Genomic DNA, 14,000 nt, shown 5'->3' on the forward strand with positions numbered 1-14,000 from the left:
GCCGCCGTCACCGGTTGGGGTTCAGCCCGCCAGTTCCGCGCCGAGGGCGAGGAGGTGGGGAGTGGCGCCGCCGAGGGCGAATTCGTGGTGTTTGGCGGCGGTGAAGTAGTTGTGGACGATGTGGTCGCGGTCGATGCCGAGACCGCCGTGGACGTGGACGACGGTGTGGGCGACCTTGTGGCCCGCGTCGGCCGCCCAGAACTTGGCGATGTGGATGGCCTCGGCGGCGGGGAGGTCCTCGGACAGGCGCCAGGCGGCCTGGGTGACCGTCAGGCGCAGGCCGCCGATGTCGATGTAGGCGTCGGCGAGGCGCTGGGCGACGGACTGGAACGAGCCGATCGGCTTGCCGAACTGCTCGCGGGTGCGGGTGTGCTCGGCGGTCAGCTCGAGCGCGCGCTCCAGGGTGCCCAGTTGCAGGGCCGAGAAGCCGAGCCAGGCGTGTTCGCGCAGCCAGGTGAGGACGTCGGCGCCGGACTCGATGCTGCCGAGCAGAGTGGCCGGGGTGGCGGCGAGCTCGACGACGAATTCGGGGCTCAGGTCGACGACCTGTTGGGCGGTGCGGGTGACCGAGGCGTGGTCCGGGTCGATCACGAAGACGCCGACACCGTTGGAGGTGATGGCGGGCACCAGGATTCGCTCGGCGCGATCGGCGTAGGCGACGGTGGTCGCGGTGCCGGTCAGCGTCCAGGCCGCACCGGCGGGCTCGGCGACGATGCCCGGCGCGGCGGTGGTGGCGCGCAGTTCCTCGGCCAGCGCCGCGGTGAGCACGACCTCGCCCCGGCCCGCTCGCGCGGCCAGCTGACGCTGGTCGGCGTCGCCGAACTTCGCCAGCGCGCCCGCGCCGATGACGATCGACCACAGGTAGGGGACCGCGGCGACGACGCGGCCGAGTTCACGCAGGATCGCGGTCTGCTCGAGCATGCCGAAATCGCTGCCGCCCAGGTCTTCCGGCAGGGCCGCGGCCAGCACGCCGGTCTCGGCGAGCGACTTCCACAGCTGCTCGTCGTAGCGGCCCGCGGTGTCGAGCTCGCGCAGGCGGTCGGCGGTGACCAGCTTGGCGCAGATCTCGCCGGTCAGCCGGGCGAGATCGGTCTGGGCTTCGGTAGGGGTGAAATCCATGAGGGGATACCGGCTTTCTCAGGTCAGCGGGCGGACGCGGGCTGGCGCAGGGCGGTCATGGCGATGATGTCGCGCTGCACCTCGTTGGTGCCGCCGCCGAAGGTGAGGATCAGCGCGGCCCGGTGCATCCGCTCGAGCCGGCCGAGCATCGCCGCGCCGGGGGAGTCCTGGCGCAGGTAACCGTGCGAGCCCACGACCTCCATCAACAGGCGGTAGGCCTCGGTGGACAGCTCGGTGCCGTAGACCTTGCACGCGGAGGCGTCCCACGGCTTGGGCGCCGCCTCGCCGCCCTGGTCGGCACGGCTGGCGATCTCCCAGTTCAGCAGCTTGAGGTATTCGACCTTGGCGTAGACGCGCGCCAGGTTCAGGCGCACCCACTCCTGGTCGATCACCCGCTTGCCGTCGGGTCCGGTGGTCTCGCGCGCCCACTGGACGGTCTGGTTGACCGCGAGCGAGAGCGGCCCGGCCGAGGTCAGCGCGACGCGCTCATGGTTGAGCTGGTTGGTGATCAGCGACCAGCCGCCGTTCTCCGGCCCGACCATCGAGGAGGCGGGCACCCGCACGTCCTGGTAGTAGGTGGCGCTGGTGTCGGGCCCGGCCATCGTGTGCACCGGCGTCCAGGAGAAGCCCTCGACGTCGGTCGGCACGATGAACATCGAGATGCCCTTGTGCTTCTTGGCCGTCGGGTCGGTGCGCACCGCCAGCCAGATGTAGTCGGCGTAGGCGATGAGGCTGGTCCACATCTTCTGGCCGTTGATGACGAAGTCGTCGCCGTCGCGCACCGCGGCGGTGCGCAGCGAGGCCAGGTCGGTGCCCGCGCCGGGCTCGGAGTAACCGATGGCGAAGTGCAGTTCACCCGAGGCGATCTTGGGCAGGAAGAACTTCTTCTGCTCCTCGGTGCCGTACTGCATGATCGTCGGCGCGACCGAGTTGAGCGTCAGGAACGGCACGGGCGCGCCGGCGATGGCGGCTTCCTCGACGAAGATCAGCTGATCCATCGTCGTGCGGTCCTGGCCGCCGTACTCCTTGGGCCAGCTCAGCGTCAGCCAGCCGTCGCGGCCCATCTGGCGCACGACCTCGCGGTAGACATTGCCCTCGCCGTACTCGCCGGTCTGCAGGCTCAGCGCCGCGCGCCGTTCCGGCGTCATCAGCTGGGCGAAATACTCGCGCAGCTCGGCGCGCAATTCTTCCTGCTGCGGCGTATACGCGACGCGCATGGTTCCTACCTCGGTCTCAGCTGCGAAAACGGACGTCGGCGGGGCGCAGGGGGTGGGCCCCGCCGAAACCGATCATTGCATATGAACTGGAACATGTTCCAGTATTGACAGTGAATCGGCAGCTGTTCCGCCTCGCGGACCGTGCTGTCTGGGTTAGTGTCGCGGAGACCGCGTGGAAGGAAGTTCTCATGAAGATCATCGTCGATTTCGACCGCTGCGAAGCGAACGGCGTGTGCGTAGGAATCGCCCCTGACATGTTTGAACTCGATGACGACGACAACCTGCACGTGCTCGAGGGCGATGTGGCCGACGATCGCGTCGCCGACGTCGAGGAGGCGGTGGCGCAGTGTCCCAAGGCCGCGCTGAGGTTGGCGTGATCGACTCTTGTCGGATAGTGAAACACGTTCTAGAGTCGGCCCGATGAGTGTGATGCAGACTTCACTGGACGGCCGGGTCGCGATCGTGACCGGCGCAGGCGCCGGTCTCGGCCGCGCCGAGGCCCTCGCGCTGGCCGCGGCGGGTGCGGCGGTGGTCGTCAACGACCTCACCGAGGATGCCGCCGCCGAGACCATCGCCGCGATTCGCGAGCTCGGCGGCAAGGCGGAGTTCGTCGGCGGCAGCATCGCCGAGCGCGCCACCGCCGACGCCCTGATCTCGACCGCCCAGGAATCCCTCGGCGGCCTCGATATCGTCGTCAACAACGCGGGCATCACCCGCGACCGCATGCTGTTCAACATGTCCGACGAGGACTTCGACGCGGTGATCGCCGTGCACCTGCGCGGACACTTCCTGCTCTCGCGCAACGCGGGCGCCTACTGGCGCGCGGCATCCAAGGCCGCGGGTGCGCCGGTCTACGGTCGGCTGGTCAACACCTCCTCGGAGGCGGGCCTGCTCGGGCCGGAGGGCCAGGCGAACTACGGCGCGGCCAAAGCGGGCATCACCGCGCTGACGCTGTCGGCCGCGCGTGGCCTGTCCCGCTTCGGTGTGCGGTCCAACGCGATCTGCCCGCGGGCCAGGACCGCGATGACCGAGGCCGTGTTCTCCGAGGCGCCCGAAGGGTCGGTCGACCCGCTCGCGCCCGAGCATGTCGCCAAGCTCGTCGCCTACCTCGCCTCGCCCGCCGCCGACGCGGTCAACGGCCAGGTCTTCGTCGTCTACGGCCCGATGGTCGCCCTGATGGCGGCTCCCGAGGTGGAGGCCCGCTTCGACGCCGCGGGCGCCGAATGGTCCGAGGCCGACCTCGCCTCGACGCTGCACGGCTACTTTGCCGAGCGTCCCGCCGACCACACGTTCTCGGCCCGCTCGCTGCGCGATCTGGGCTGATCGCCGAACCACCGATTTGCCGGGTGTTGGCTCGCCGCGCGCCACGACGGGCATGTCTGCCGAGTTGTGTTGATCACAGGTCCAGGTGTTGGTAGACATGAGCTTCGGGGTGTGTGACGGCTCACAGGAGGTAAAAGGCATTCGGTCAGTTTTCGTTTCAGTTTCGACGGCACATTTCGTGAAAAAGTCCTGGTAATAGTCTCCCCAAATGGCAGACATCAACAGGAACATGTTCTAGTCTTTGGGCAGTCTTCAGAACGGGGTGGCAGTGCAGTACGGGTACGCGGGTCGATCGATCCGCCCGTCCAAGAAGGAGGAATTCGCGTGAACGACCTCCTTGCTGTCCCGTTGCGGGCGGTCGGCGGATTCTTCGAACTCGGCGCGGACGTGGCCAAGGCCGCGGTCCGGCGCCCGTTCCAGTGGCGTGAGTTCATCGACCAGTCGTGGTTCGTCGCTCGCGTGTCGATCGTGCCGACGCTGTTGGTGGCGATCCCGTTCACGGTGCTGGTTGTCTTCACTCTCAACATCCTGTTGCGCGAGATCGGTGCCGCCGACCTCAGTGGGGCGGCTGCCGCGTTCGGCGCCGTCACGCAGGTCGGGCCCATCGTGACGGTGCTGATCGTGGCCGGCGCGGGCGCCACCGCGATCTGCGCCGACCTCGGTGCGCGCACCATCCGCGAAGAGATCGACGCGATGAAGGTGCTCGGCATCGACCCGGTCAGCCGCCTGGTCGTGCCCCGCGTGCTCGCCTCGATGTTCGTGGCGTTGATGCTCAACAGCCTCGTGTGCACCGTCGGCATCGTCGGTGGCTTCGCCTTCTCGGTCTTCCTGCAGGGGGTGAATCCCGGTGCGTTCGTCAACGGCATTCCGCTGCTGACGAATCTGCCCGAGCTGATCATCTCGGAGATCAAGGCCGGTCTGTTCGGGCTGATCGCCGGAATGGTCGCCTGCTATCTCGGATTGCAGGTGAAAGGCGGCCCCAAGAGTGTCGGTGACGCGGTGAACCAAACAGTGGTGTTCGCCTTCATGGCCCTGTTCGTGGTGAATGTTGTCGTCACCGCGATCGGCTTGAAATTCACGGTGCGGTGACCGAAATGGCATTCATTGTTCGCAGCAAGTTCCCGCGCACGGTCCGTCGTTTCGAGCGCGCCTCGAAATCCGTGGATTCCCTGGGTGACAAGGCGATCTTTTTCGTCAAGGCGCTCGCCTCGGTGCCGCGCGCACTGGTGCACTACCGCACCGAGACCATCCGGCTGATCGCCGAGATCAGCATGGGCAGTGGCGCTTTGGCGGTGATCGGCGGCACGGTCGTGATCGTCGGCTTCCTGACGCTGATGGCGGGCGGCACCATCGCGGTGCAGGGCTACAGCTCGCTCGGCAATATCGGCGTCGAAGCGCTGACCGGCTTCTTCGCCGCCTTCATCAATGTCCGCATCGCCGCGCCGGTGATCTCCGGGATCGGTCTGGCCGCCACCATCGGCGCCGGTGCTACCGCCCAGCTGGGCGCGATGCGGGTGGCCGAGGAAATCGACGCGCTGGAATCGATGGCGATCCGGCCGGTTCCATTCCTCGTCGGTACCCGGGTGCTGGCCGGCCTGATCGCGATCGTGCCGCTCTACGCGCTCGCGGTGATCGCGTCCTTCCTCGCCAGCCGCTTCGCGACGGTGGTGATCTACGGACAGTCGGCCGGTGTCTACGACCACTACTTCTCGACGTTCCTCATTCCGAGCGACATTCTGTGGTCGTTCATCCAGGCGATCGTCATGGCGCTGGCCGTCATGCTGATCCACACCTACTTCGGTTTCACCGCCGCGGGCGGCCCGGTGGGCGTCGGTGTCGCGGTCGGTAACGCGGTGCGGGCCTCGCTGGTCGCGGTCGTCACAGTGACGCTGCTGATCTCGCTGGCCATCTACGGCACCTCCGGCAACTTCCACCTCTCGGGATAGCGCGATGGATACCAATCGGTTCGTTGCCGCCATGCAGGGCGGGCTCGGGCGCAAGCTCGCCGCGCTCGCGCTGGTCGGCCTGCTCGTCGCGGGCGCCTGGCTCGCGATAGCGCTGTTCCAGGGCGCGTTCACCAACACCGCTGTGGTGCTGGTCGATACGCCACGCACCGGCCTGGTCCTCGACCCCGACGCCAAGGTGAAGGTGCGCGGTGTCGAGATCGGCCGGGTCACCGACATCGACCTGCGCGCCGACGGGGCCCAGCTGCGGCTCGAAGTCGACCCCGACCAGCTGAAACTGGTGCCCGCCAACGCCGGCGTCGACATCCGCTCGACCACGGTGTTCGGTGCCAAGTACGTGAACTTCGTCGTCCCCGAGCAGCCGTCCGCCACGGCGCTGGCCCCGGGCAGCACGGTGGCGGTGAGCTCGGTGACCGTCGAGTTCAACACGCTGTTCCAGCATCTGTCCGATGTGCTCGCCCAGGTCGAGCCGGAGAAGCTCAACGCGACGCTGACCGCGCTGGGCACCGCGCTGGAAGGCCGAGGCGACAAGCTGGGCGATCTGCTGGTGCGTTCGGATCGCTATCTGCGCGAACTCAATCCGTACCTGCCGACCCTGCAGTCCGATCTGGACAAGACCGCCGCCGTGACCGGCCTCTACGCCGAGGTCACCGATCCGCTGTTGCGCACGGTCGACAACGCGACCGGTACGTCGCAGACGATCACCGAGATGCAGGGCCAGCTCGACAACGTGCTGGTCAACGTGATCGGGCTGTCCGACACGGTGGGATCGGTACTGCGCGAGAACGAACGCGATCTGGTGACCGCGCTCGACCTGCTGCGGCCGACGACCGGCCTGCTGTTCGAGTACGCCCCCGCACTGCGCTGCATCATCGACGGCCTCGGCCCGCTGGTGCCGATCGCCGAGGAGATGATGGGTGGACGACTGCCGGGTGTCGGCATGAACGCCAGCTTCATGCTCGGTGCCCAGCCCTACACCTATCCGAACGACCTACCCAAGGTGAACGCCACCGGCGGCCCGCGCTGTGAGGGCGTGGTGGACCGGGTACCGAACAGCCATTCGAACTATCTGGTGACCGATACCAGCGAGGGCACGGTGTACACGCCGAACACCCAACACGAATTCCACGGTGTGCCAAAGGTATTCCAGCTGCTGCTGGACGGATTGCCGGGAGTGACGCGGTGAGGAACACGGGAACGACGATCAAACTGGCGATCTTCACCGTGGTGATGACGCTGGTGTTCGCCGGCCTGGCCATCGTCTTGAGTCAGGCCCGGTTCTCCAGCGAGAACGGCTATCGCGCGGTGTTCACCAGCTCCTCGGGCATGTTGCCGGGCGCCAAGGTGCGCATCGCCGGTGTGCCGGTGGGCTCGGTGACCTCGGTGAAGGTCGGCGACGACAACTTCGCGCACGTCGAGTTCGACGTCGACACCAAGTACGCGGTGCTGGCCAGCACCCGGGCGGCGATCAAATACGAGAACCTGGTCGGCGACCGCTACCTGGAACTGATGGAGGGGCCGGGCTCGGCTCGGCGCCTGTCCGATGGCGACACCATCGGTCGCGAGCAGACCTCGCCCGCACTGGATCTGGACCTGCTGCTCGGCGGATTCAAGCCGCTGCTGCGCGGGCTCGATCCGGCACAGGTCAACGACCTCACCGAGGCATTGCTGCAGATCTTCCAGGGACAGGGCGGCACGCTGGTCTCTCTGCTGAACAGCGGCGGGAACTTCGCCAGGACCCTGGCCGACCGGGACGCGTTGATCGGCAGCGTGATCGACAACCTGAACACCGTGCTGGCCACCATCGCCGACCGCGGTGATCAGTTCGCGACCACCATCGACGAACTGCAGCGCCTGGTCAGCGACCTGTCCGCGCAGCGTGACCCGATCGGCAACGCGTTGCCGCGGATCGCGGGCGCGACCCAGGAGCTCAACGACCTGCTGGTGCAGGCTCGCCCCGATCTGCGCAACACCATCGAACAGACCGGCAGGCTCGCCACGAATCTGGACGAGGGCTCCGACCACATCGAATGGGTGCTCGGAAAGCTGCCGGACACCTACAAGAAGCTCATCCGGATCGGTGCCTATGGTTCTTTCCTGCAGCTGTACATCTGCGGTACCAACTTCCTGATCAGCGGCCCCAACGGCGAGCCGATGGAAGTTCACGCACCGGGTCTGCAGGCGACCGGAAGGTGCACGCCCAATGAATGAGAACAAGTCGTCAGCGGCGACGATCGGTATCGTCGGTGTGGTTCTGGCGGTGACGATCTCGCTCGCGACGCTGCAATTCACCGAGCTGCCCTTCATCCGTTCGGGAGCGACCTTCACCGCGAACTTCCTCGATGCGGGCGGCCTGGTGCCGGGCGACCCGGTGCACGTGGCCGGTGTGCGTTCCGGCGAGGTGCGGCAGGTCAGCCTCGACGGTGACAAGGTCCTGGTGAAGTTCGACCTCGACGAGTCGATCGTGCTGGGCGAGAAGACGACCGCCGCGATCAAGACGAACACGGTACTCGGCCGCAAATCCTTGGACGTGGTGCCGAACGGTCCCGGCGCGATCGACACCGGCGACACCATCCCGCTCGACCGCACCACCTCGCCCTATTCGCTCAACGAAGCACTGAGTGATCTCGGCGGGACCGTGCGCGATCTCGATCTGGATCAGGTCGACCAGACCCTCGACACCCTGTCGACGGCCTTCGCCGATACCCCGGGCCCGCTGCGCAACGCGCTCGACGGTGTCACCGCGTTGTCGCGCAGCATCAATGTGCGCGACCAGGCGCTGACCGACCTGCTGGCCCGGGCGCAGAACGTCACCAAGATCCTGGCCGACCGCAGCACCCAGCTCAATACGCTGCTCATCGACGGCAACGAACTGCTCGGCGAACTCGATCGGCGCCGCGCGGCGATCAACCAGCTCGTCGTCTACATCGACGACGTGGCCAGGCAGCTCTCCGGCCTGGTCGCCGACAACGAGCCGCAGATGCGGCCGACGCTGGACCGCCTGAACTCGGTGCTCGCGCTGCTCCAGCGCAACGAACAGAACCTCAACCAGGCACTCGACGGCCTCGGCCCCTACGCCGCAGCGCTCGGCGAACAGGTCGGCAACGGGCCCTGGTTCAACGCCTACGTGGTGAACGCGACAAGTACCGAATTGCGTCCGCTCGTCGATGCGCTGGTCTGGCCGGAACAGGTGCCGCAGGACGTGATCGACATCTTCACCAACCCGAGGACGCCCTACATCGCTCCTGCTGAAAAGGATCCCCCGCGATGAGCTTGAGCCAGCAGGTGCGCGGGTTGCCGCGCTGGACGATCGCGGTGGCGGTGGTGGTGATCGCGGCATTGGTCGCGGTCGGCGTCTACCTCGTCACCGGCGCCGGGAAGAACACGGTGACCGCGTCGTTCACCTCCACCACCGGCCTGTACGCCGGCGACGAGGTCCGGGTACTCGGCGTCACCGTCGGCAGCATCGACTCGATCGAACCGGGCAAGGGCCAGGTACGAGTGAAGATGAGCATCGACAGCGATGTCGATCTGCCCGCGGACGCGCGCGCCGTGATCATCGCGCCGTCACTGGTGGCGGCCCGCTTCGTGCAGATCGCGCCCGGCTACAACGGTGGCCCGAAACTGGCCGACGGGGCCCAGATTCCGCTCGAGCGCACGGCGGTGCCGGTGGAGTGGGACGAGATCAAGGCCGAGCTGACCAAGTTGTCGGCGGCCCTCGGTCCGGTCGGTGACGACGAGCAGGGCTCCTTCGGCCGCTTCGTCGACACCGCGGCCGACAACCTCGACGGGAACGGGAAGAAGTTCCGCGACACCCTGCGTGAACTGTCCGCGACCATGACCACCCTGTCCGACGGGCGAACCGACCTGTTCGGCACCATTCGCAACCTGCAGAAGTTCGTCGAGGTGCTCTCGGCGAGCAACGAGCAGATCGTGCAGTTCAGTGGCCGCCTGGCGTCGGTGTCCTCGGTGCTGGCCGGCGCGTCGCAAGAACTCGGCGCCGGGCTGGACAGTCTCGATGTGGCGCTCGCCGATGTGAAGCGGTTCCTCGACGGCACCGGCGGCGAGCTGACCGAGGGTGTCGAGCGGCTCGCCGATGTCACCCAGACGCTGGTCGACAAGCGGCCCCAGCTCGAACAGGTGCTGCACTCCGGCCCGACCGCGATGGTGAACTTCTATCAGCTCTACAAGCCCGCTCAGGGCTCGCTCACCGGCGCGGTCGCCCTGAACAACAGCGCGAGTCCACTCAGCTTCCTGTGTGGTTCGATCCGGGCGCTCGAGAACAACAACTCCGACAAGTCCGCCGACCTGTGCGCGGAGTTCCTGGCACCGGTGATCAGTTCGCTGGCTATGAATTACGTGCCGGTCATGACCAACCCGGCCAGCGGCGTGACGGCTTTCCCGGAGCAGCTGGTGTACAGCGACCCGAGCCTGGCCGGTGCCGGCCAGCCGAACTCGGCGCCCGCCGCCGCCCCGATCACCGTGCCCGAAGGTCTTGCCGGGCTTGCCGTTCCAGGAGGACAGCGATGAGGCGCCAACGCGCACTCGCCGGGCTGGCCGTCGGCGTCGCCGTCGCGCTCGGCACCACCGGCTGTCAGTTCGACGGGCTCAACTCCCTGCCTATGCCCGGTTCCGAGGGCCGCATGGCCGGCTCCTACACGGTGCGGATCCAGATGCCCAATGTCACCACCCTGACCCGGAATTCGCCGGTGCGGGTGGACGATGTCGAGGTCGGCAACGTCACCGGGATCGAGGTCGAGGGCTGGCACGCGCTGGTGACGGTCTCGCTCAACCCCGATGTGCGCCTGCCCGCCAACGCGGTCGCCAAGATCGGCCAGACCAGTCTGCTCGGCAGCAACCACGTCGAGCTGTCCGAGCCGACGACGGTCGCGCCGACGGGCCAGTTGCGCGACGGCGACGTCATCCCGCTCGAGCGGGCCGGCGCCTATCCGACCACCGAGCAGGTGCTGTCCTCGTTGTCGGTGGTGCTCAACGGCGGTGGTATCGCCCAGCTCGAGACCATCACCACCGAGCTGAACGCGATGGTGAACGGCCGCGAGGCCGAGATCGCCGACCTGTTGCCCCAGCTCAACGAGCTGACCACCGGTCTGGAGCGGCAGACCGGCAGCATCATCGCCGCGATGGAAGGCCTGGACCTGCTCGCGGTGCGCCTGGCCGATCAGCGTGACGTGATCGCCGAGGCGATCGAGCAGATCCATCCCGCGCTCACCGCGCTGGCCGACCGGTCGGCGAACATCACCACCGCGATCACCGCGCTCGGTGAGCTCGGCGACGTCAGCGAACGACTCATCAAGACCAGCGGCGACGATCTGGTGGCCAATCTCCGCAGTCTCGGTCCCGTGCTGAAGACGCTGGCCGACACCGGCAACAACCTGGTCCAGGCGCTGGGCATCCTGCCGACCTTCCCGTTCCCGATCCGGAACATCGACAACGCGATCATGGGCGACTACATGAACTTGTTCATCACGTTCGACCTGACCGCCAGTCGGCTCGACAGCAACTGGCTCACCGGCACTCCGCTGGGCGGTCGCTTCGGTGGCGTCGAAGGCGTCGTCGGCTCGTTCGCGCCGTCGACCGCGACCGACGCGGGCAACCCGGCGACCACGCCGCTGGGCGCACCGGCGAGCCCGGGGCCCACGCTCAATCTGCCCGGGCTGCCGCCCATCCCCGGTCTGCCCGCCATCCCCGGACTCACCGCGCCACTGCCGGGCCAGGAAGGGGCGGGTCGATGAAACTCACCCGGTTCGTGCGAGCCCAGCTCGTGATCTTCGCGGTGCTCACGGTGATCGGCCTCGTCGTGATGAGCGTCAGCTACCTGCAGTTGCCCGCGATGTTCGGCATCGGCCGATACGCGGTGACCGTGCAGCTGGCCGCCACCGGCGGTCTCTACCCCACCGCGAATGTCTCCTACCGCGGGCAGAACATCGGCAAGGTCGAGGCGGTCCGGCTGACGACGGCCGGAGTCGAAGCGGATCTGTCGATCGACAGCGACTACAAGGTGCCCGCCGATGCGAGCGCGTGGGTGCGCAGTGTCTCGGCGATCGGCGAGCAGTACGTCGACCTGGTGCCCACCGAGCAGCCGTCGGAGGCGAATCTGCGTGACGGCTCGGTGATTCCGGAGCAGCGTACCCATCTGCCCCAGGACGTCGGCACGATGCTGGACCAGGCCGACAAGCTGCTCCAGTCGGTCGCCGACACCCGCCTGCGGCAGGTCATCGACGAGGCATTCCTCGCCTTCAACGGCGCGGGCCCCGATCTGCAGCGGTTCATCGACTCGGCCGCGCTGCTGGTGCAGCAGGCCGAAACCGATATCGAGCCCACCAAGAAGCTGCTCGACCAGATCGGTCCGCTGCTGGACACCCAGACGCGTTCCGCGGACGATATCCGTTCCTGGACGGCGGATCTGGCCACGGTCACCGATCAGCTGCGCGAGCACGATCCGGCCCTGCGCAGCCTGTTGAACAACGGCCCTTCCGCGATGGAAGTGGTGAACAAGCAGTTCCAGGGGCTGCGCCCGACCCTGCCGCTGCTGGCCAGCAACCTGGTGAGCCTCGGACAGGTCGGGGTGACCTACAACGCGAGCGTGGAGCAGCTCCTGGTTGTCTTCCCGCCGCTGATCGCGGCGCTGCGGACCGCTATCCGCGGGCCGATCCAGTACGGCGTGATGGTCGACTTCATGACTGTGCTCAACGACCCGCCCGCCTGCACCACCGGCTTCCTGCCCGCGGATCAGTGGCGGGAACCGAGCGACCTGACCCCGATGGACACCCCACCCGGGCTCTACTGCAAGGTGCCGCAGGACTCGAACATCGCGGTTCGCGGCATCCGCAACACCCCGTGCATGGAATTCCCCGGCGTCCGGGCACCCACGCCCGAACTGTGCCGGACGGGGTTCGTGCCGCAGGGCAACAACCCGCCGTTCGGGCCGGTTCAGCCGGTCGCTCCGGCGTCGGCACCGGCAGGCGCATCGACGGGCGGTGTGACCCCCGCCGCAGCGCGCCCCTATGATCCGTCCACGGGCAGCTATCTGGGCACGGACGGACGCACGTACCGCCAAGGTGACATCGCCGAGGACGGCTCGGGCACCGTGCCGGCCAGCTGGCAGGCGATGTTGGAGGAGCAGCAACGATGAACGACAACGACAACCGCCGCCCGCGCAGGCGGGCCGCGCGCTCGGCCGGGCCACCGGTCGAGGAGACGGCGGCCGAGACAGTCACCATCAGTAAGAGCGAAACCGCATCACCGTCGGCGGCGCTGGACGCGGAGGCCACGGCGAAGATCGCCGGAAACTCGGCCGCCGGCACAGCGGTGAAGCCGGCGGATGTCACCGTCCAGCTCGCGGCGAGCGAGCCTGCCGAAACCGGCGGCGCGGCGGCGCCTCGCGCGCGTGGCGGCATCCTGGCGCTCGCCGCGGCGATCCTGCTCGTCCTCGCCCTGGTCGCCGGGGCCGGCTACGCGGCCTTCACCGCCTACTCGGTGAACCGGGACGAGGATCTGCGAGCGCAGTACACCGAGACCGCCCGTCAGGCGGTGCTGAACCTCACCACGATCCGCGCGCAGACGGCCAAGGAAGACATCGACCGCATCCTGGCGGTGGCCTCCGGTGACTTCAAGACCGAGTTCGACGGTCGCGTCGATCCGTTCATGGACGTCGTCAAGCAGGCGAATGTGGTCTCCTCCGGCGAGGTCGTCGAATCGGGCATCGTCACCGCCGACGCCGACTCCGCGCAGGTTCTCGTCGCCGCCAAGCAGACGGTGAGCAACAACGGCTCGCCCGAACCGCAGTCGCGGCAGTACCGATTCCGGGTCACCGTGTCGAACAGCGACACCGGCATGACCGTGTCGAAGGTGGAGTTCGTCGGATGAGCCAGCGTATGAAGATCGTCTTCGGCGGCCTCGCCGCCCTCGGCCTGATCGCGGCGGTGGTGCTCGGGGTGAGCGGCTACCAGCTGTGGCAGCACGACCGGACCGAGCAGGCCCGCAGCGACGCGATGAGCACGGCGAGCCGCACGGTCAGCGCCATGTTCACCTACGAGCCCGCCACCGTCGACACCGAGCTGCCCAAGGCGGCCGACGGCCTGACCGAGTCCTTCCGCAACGACTACCTGAAGCTGATCAAGGAAGCCATCGCGCCGGGCGCGAAGGAGAAGCAGCTCACCGTCAAGGCCACGACCCAGGCCGAGGGCATCGTCTCGGCCGAGCCCGAGCATGCGGTGGTGCTGCTCTACCTGAACCAGCTGACCACCAGCAAGGACACCCCGAACGGCACCGCCTCCGGCAGCCGGGTGCGGGTAACGATGGACAAGTCCGGGGACCGCTGGCTGGTCGCACAGGTCACGCCGGTCTGAATCCCCGC

The 14,000-nt window shown here is 67.7% G+C and carries 14 protein-coding genes; 12 read left to right on the forward strand and 2 right to left on the reverse strand.

Going from position 1 to position 14,000, the window contains the following annotated elements; all coding sequences use genetic code 11:
- Window positions 1–21: 21 nt before the first annotated feature.
- Together Q7X29_RS05115 and Q7X29_RS05120 are read right to left on the reverse strand one after the other, a co-directional pair.
- Window positions 22–1,119 (reverse strand): acyl-CoA dehydrogenase family protein, encoded by a 1,098-nt coding sequence (locus tag Q7X29_RS05115; RefSeq protein ID WP_316573414.1) that lies wholly within the window; start codon window positions 1,117–1,119, stop codon window positions 22–24.
- A gap of 23 nt (window positions 1,120–1,142) precedes the next feature.
- The gene (locus Q7X29_RS05120; protein ID WP_218718710.1) at window positions 1,143–2,336 is read right to left on the reverse strand and encodes an acyl-CoA dehydrogenase family protein; all 1,194 of its coding nucleotides are present in this window, start codon (window positions 2,334–2,336) and stop codon (window positions 1,143–1,145) included.
- A 188-nt stretch (window positions 2,337–2,524) separates the two neighbouring features.
- Here Q7X29_RS05120 and Q7X29_RS05125 point away from each other — a divergent pair, with 188 nt between their 5' ends.
- The 12 genes from Q7X29_RS05125 (at window position 2,525) to Q7X29_RS05180 (ending at window position 13,992) form a co-directional block, all read left to right on the forward strand.
- Window positions 2,525–2,713 carry a ferredoxin gene (locus Q7X29_RS05125; protein ID WP_019044780.1) on the forward strand — a complete coding sequence of 63 codons (189 nt, stop codon included), beginning with the start codon at window positions 2,525–2,527 and terminating at the stop codon, window positions 2,711–2,713.
- Between the two features lie 43 nt (window positions 2,714–2,756).
- Window positions 2,757–3,659 carry a 3-oxoacyl-ACP reductase gene (locus tag Q7X29_RS05130; protein WP_218718711.1) on the forward strand — a complete coding sequence of 301 codons (903 nt, stop codon included), beginning with the start codon at window positions 2,757–2,759 and terminating at the stop codon, window positions 3,657–3,659.
- A gap of 324 nt (window positions 3,660–3,983) precedes the next feature.
- Window positions 3,984–4,748: an MlaE family ABC transporter permease gene (locus Q7X29_RS05135; RefSeq protein ID WP_019044782.1), complete on the forward strand. Its 765-nt coding sequence runs from the start codon at window positions 3,984–3,986 to the stop codon at window positions 4,746–4,748.
- 5 nt (window positions 4,749–4,753) lie between these two features.
- A complete protein-coding gene (locus Q7X29_RS05140) occupies window positions 4,754–5,605 on the forward strand; it encodes an MlaE family ABC transporter permease (RefSeq protein ID WP_218718712.1) in 852 nt (283 codons plus the stop codon).
- Between the two features lie 4 nt (window positions 5,606–5,609).
- Window positions 5,610–6,809, forward strand: a complete 1,200-nt coding sequence (locus Q7X29_RS05145) for an MCE family protein (RefSeq protein ID WP_218718713.1) — start codon at window positions 5,610–5,612, stop codon at window positions 6,807–6,809.
- Complete coding sequence (locus Q7X29_RS05150; protein WP_218718714.1) at window positions 6,806–7,834, forward strand: MCE family protein; 1,029 nt, start codon at window positions 6,806–6,808, stop codon at window positions 7,832–7,834. The genes Q7X29_RS05145 and Q7X29_RS05150 overlap by 4 nt, the downstream gene beginning before the upstream one ends.
- Entirely contained in the window at window positions 7,827–8,894 is a 1,068-nt protein-coding gene (locus Q7X29_RS05155) for an MCE family protein (protein WP_218718715.1), read from the forward strand. Before Q7X29_RS05150 ends, Q7X29_RS05155 begins: the two co-directional genes overlap by 8 nt.
- Window positions 8,891–10,153, forward strand: coding sequence for an MCE family protein (locus tag Q7X29_RS05160; RefSeq protein ID WP_218718716.1), 1,263 nt, complete (start codon window positions 8,891–8,893; stop codon window positions 10,151–10,153). The genes Q7X29_RS05155 and Q7X29_RS05160 overlap by 4 nt, the downstream gene beginning before the upstream one ends.
- Window positions 10,150–11,376 carry an MCE family protein gene (locus Q7X29_RS05165; RefSeq protein ID WP_316573415.1) on the forward strand — a complete coding sequence of 409 codons (1,227 nt, stop codon included), beginning with the start codon at window positions 10,150–10,152 and terminating at the stop codon, window positions 11,374–11,376. Before Q7X29_RS05160 ends, Q7X29_RS05165 begins: the two co-directional genes overlap by 4 nt.
- The gene (locus Q7X29_RS05170; protein ID WP_218718718.1) at window positions 11,373–12,776 is read left to right on the forward strand and encodes an MCE family protein; all 1,404 of its coding nucleotides are present in this window, start codon (window positions 11,373–11,375) and stop codon (window positions 12,774–12,776) included. Before Q7X29_RS05165 ends, Q7X29_RS05170 begins: the two co-directional genes overlap by 4 nt.
- A complete protein-coding gene (locus Q7X29_RS05175) occupies window positions 12,773–13,510 on the forward strand; it encodes a hypothetical protein (RefSeq protein WP_316573416.1) in 738 nt (245 codons plus the stop codon). The genes Q7X29_RS05170 and Q7X29_RS05175 overlap by 4 nt, the downstream gene beginning before the upstream one ends.
- Window positions 13,507–13,992 carry a h domain protein gene (locus tag Q7X29_RS05180; RefSeq protein WP_255587827.1) on the forward strand — a complete coding sequence of 162 codons (486 nt, stop codon included), beginning with the start codon at window positions 13,507–13,509 and terminating at the stop codon, window positions 13,990–13,992. The genes Q7X29_RS05175 and Q7X29_RS05180 overlap by 4 nt, the downstream gene beginning before the upstream one ends.
- The last annotated feature ends 8 nt before the right edge of the window (window positions 13,993–14,000 follow it).

The organism is Nocardia canadensis, assembly GCF_032656385.1.
GTDB lineage: Bacteria > Actinomycetota > Actinomycetes > Mycobacteriales > Mycobacteriaceae > Nocardia > Nocardia canadensis.

Excerpts from the sequence above, each read along its gene's own strand:
- Q7X29_RS05140 (WP_218718712.1), top strand. The coding sequence starts at position 4,754 with ATGGCATTCATTGTTCGCAGCAAGTTCCCGCGCACGGTCCGTCGTTTC.
- Q7X29_RS05130 (WP_218718711.1), top strand. The coding sequence starts at position 2,757 with ATGAGTGTGATGCAGACTTCACTGGACGGCCGGGTCGCGATCGTGACC.
- Q7X29_RS05145 (WP_218718713.1), top strand. The coding sequence starts at position 5,610 with ATGGATACCAATCGGTTCGTTGCCGCCATGCAGGGCGGGCTCGGGCGC.
- Q7X29_RS05155 (WP_218718715.1), top strand. The coding sequence starts at position 7,827 with ATGAATGAGAACAAGTCGTCAGCGGCGACGATCGGTATCGTCGGTGTG.
- Q7X29_RS05120 (WP_218718710.1), bottom strand. The coding sequence starts at position 2,336 with ATGCGCGTCGCGTATACGCCGCAGCAGGAAGAATTGCGCGCCGAGCTG.
- Q7X29_RS05180 (WP_255587827.1), top strand. The coding sequence starts at position 13,507 with ATGAGCCAGCGTATGAAGATCGTCTTCGGCGGCCTCGCCGCCCTCGGC.
- Q7X29_RS05165 (WP_316573415.1), top strand. The coding sequence starts at position 10,150 with ATGAGGCGCCAACGCGCACTCGCCGGGCTGGCCGTCGGCGTCGCCGTC.
- Q7X29_RS05115 (WP_316573414.1), bottom strand. The coding sequence starts at position 1,119 with ATGGATTTCACCCCTACCGAAGCCCAGACCGATCTCGCCCGGCTGACC.
- Q7X29_RS05160 (WP_218718716.1), top strand. The coding sequence starts at position 8,891 with ATGAGCTTGAGCCAGCAGGTGCGCGGGTTGCCGCGCTGGACGATCGCG.
- Q7X29_RS05175 (WP_316573416.1), top strand. The coding sequence starts at position 12,773 with ATGAACGACAACGACAACCGCCGCCCGCGCAGGCGGGCCGCGCGCTCG.
- Q7X29_RS05170 (WP_218718718.1), top strand. The coding sequence starts at position 11,373 with ATGAAACTCACCCGGTTCGTGCGAGCCCAGCTCGTGATCTTCGCGGTG.
- Q7X29_RS05125 (WP_019044780.1), top strand. The coding sequence starts at position 2,525 with ATGAAGATCATCGTCGATTTCGACCGCTGCGAAGCGAACGGCGTGTGC.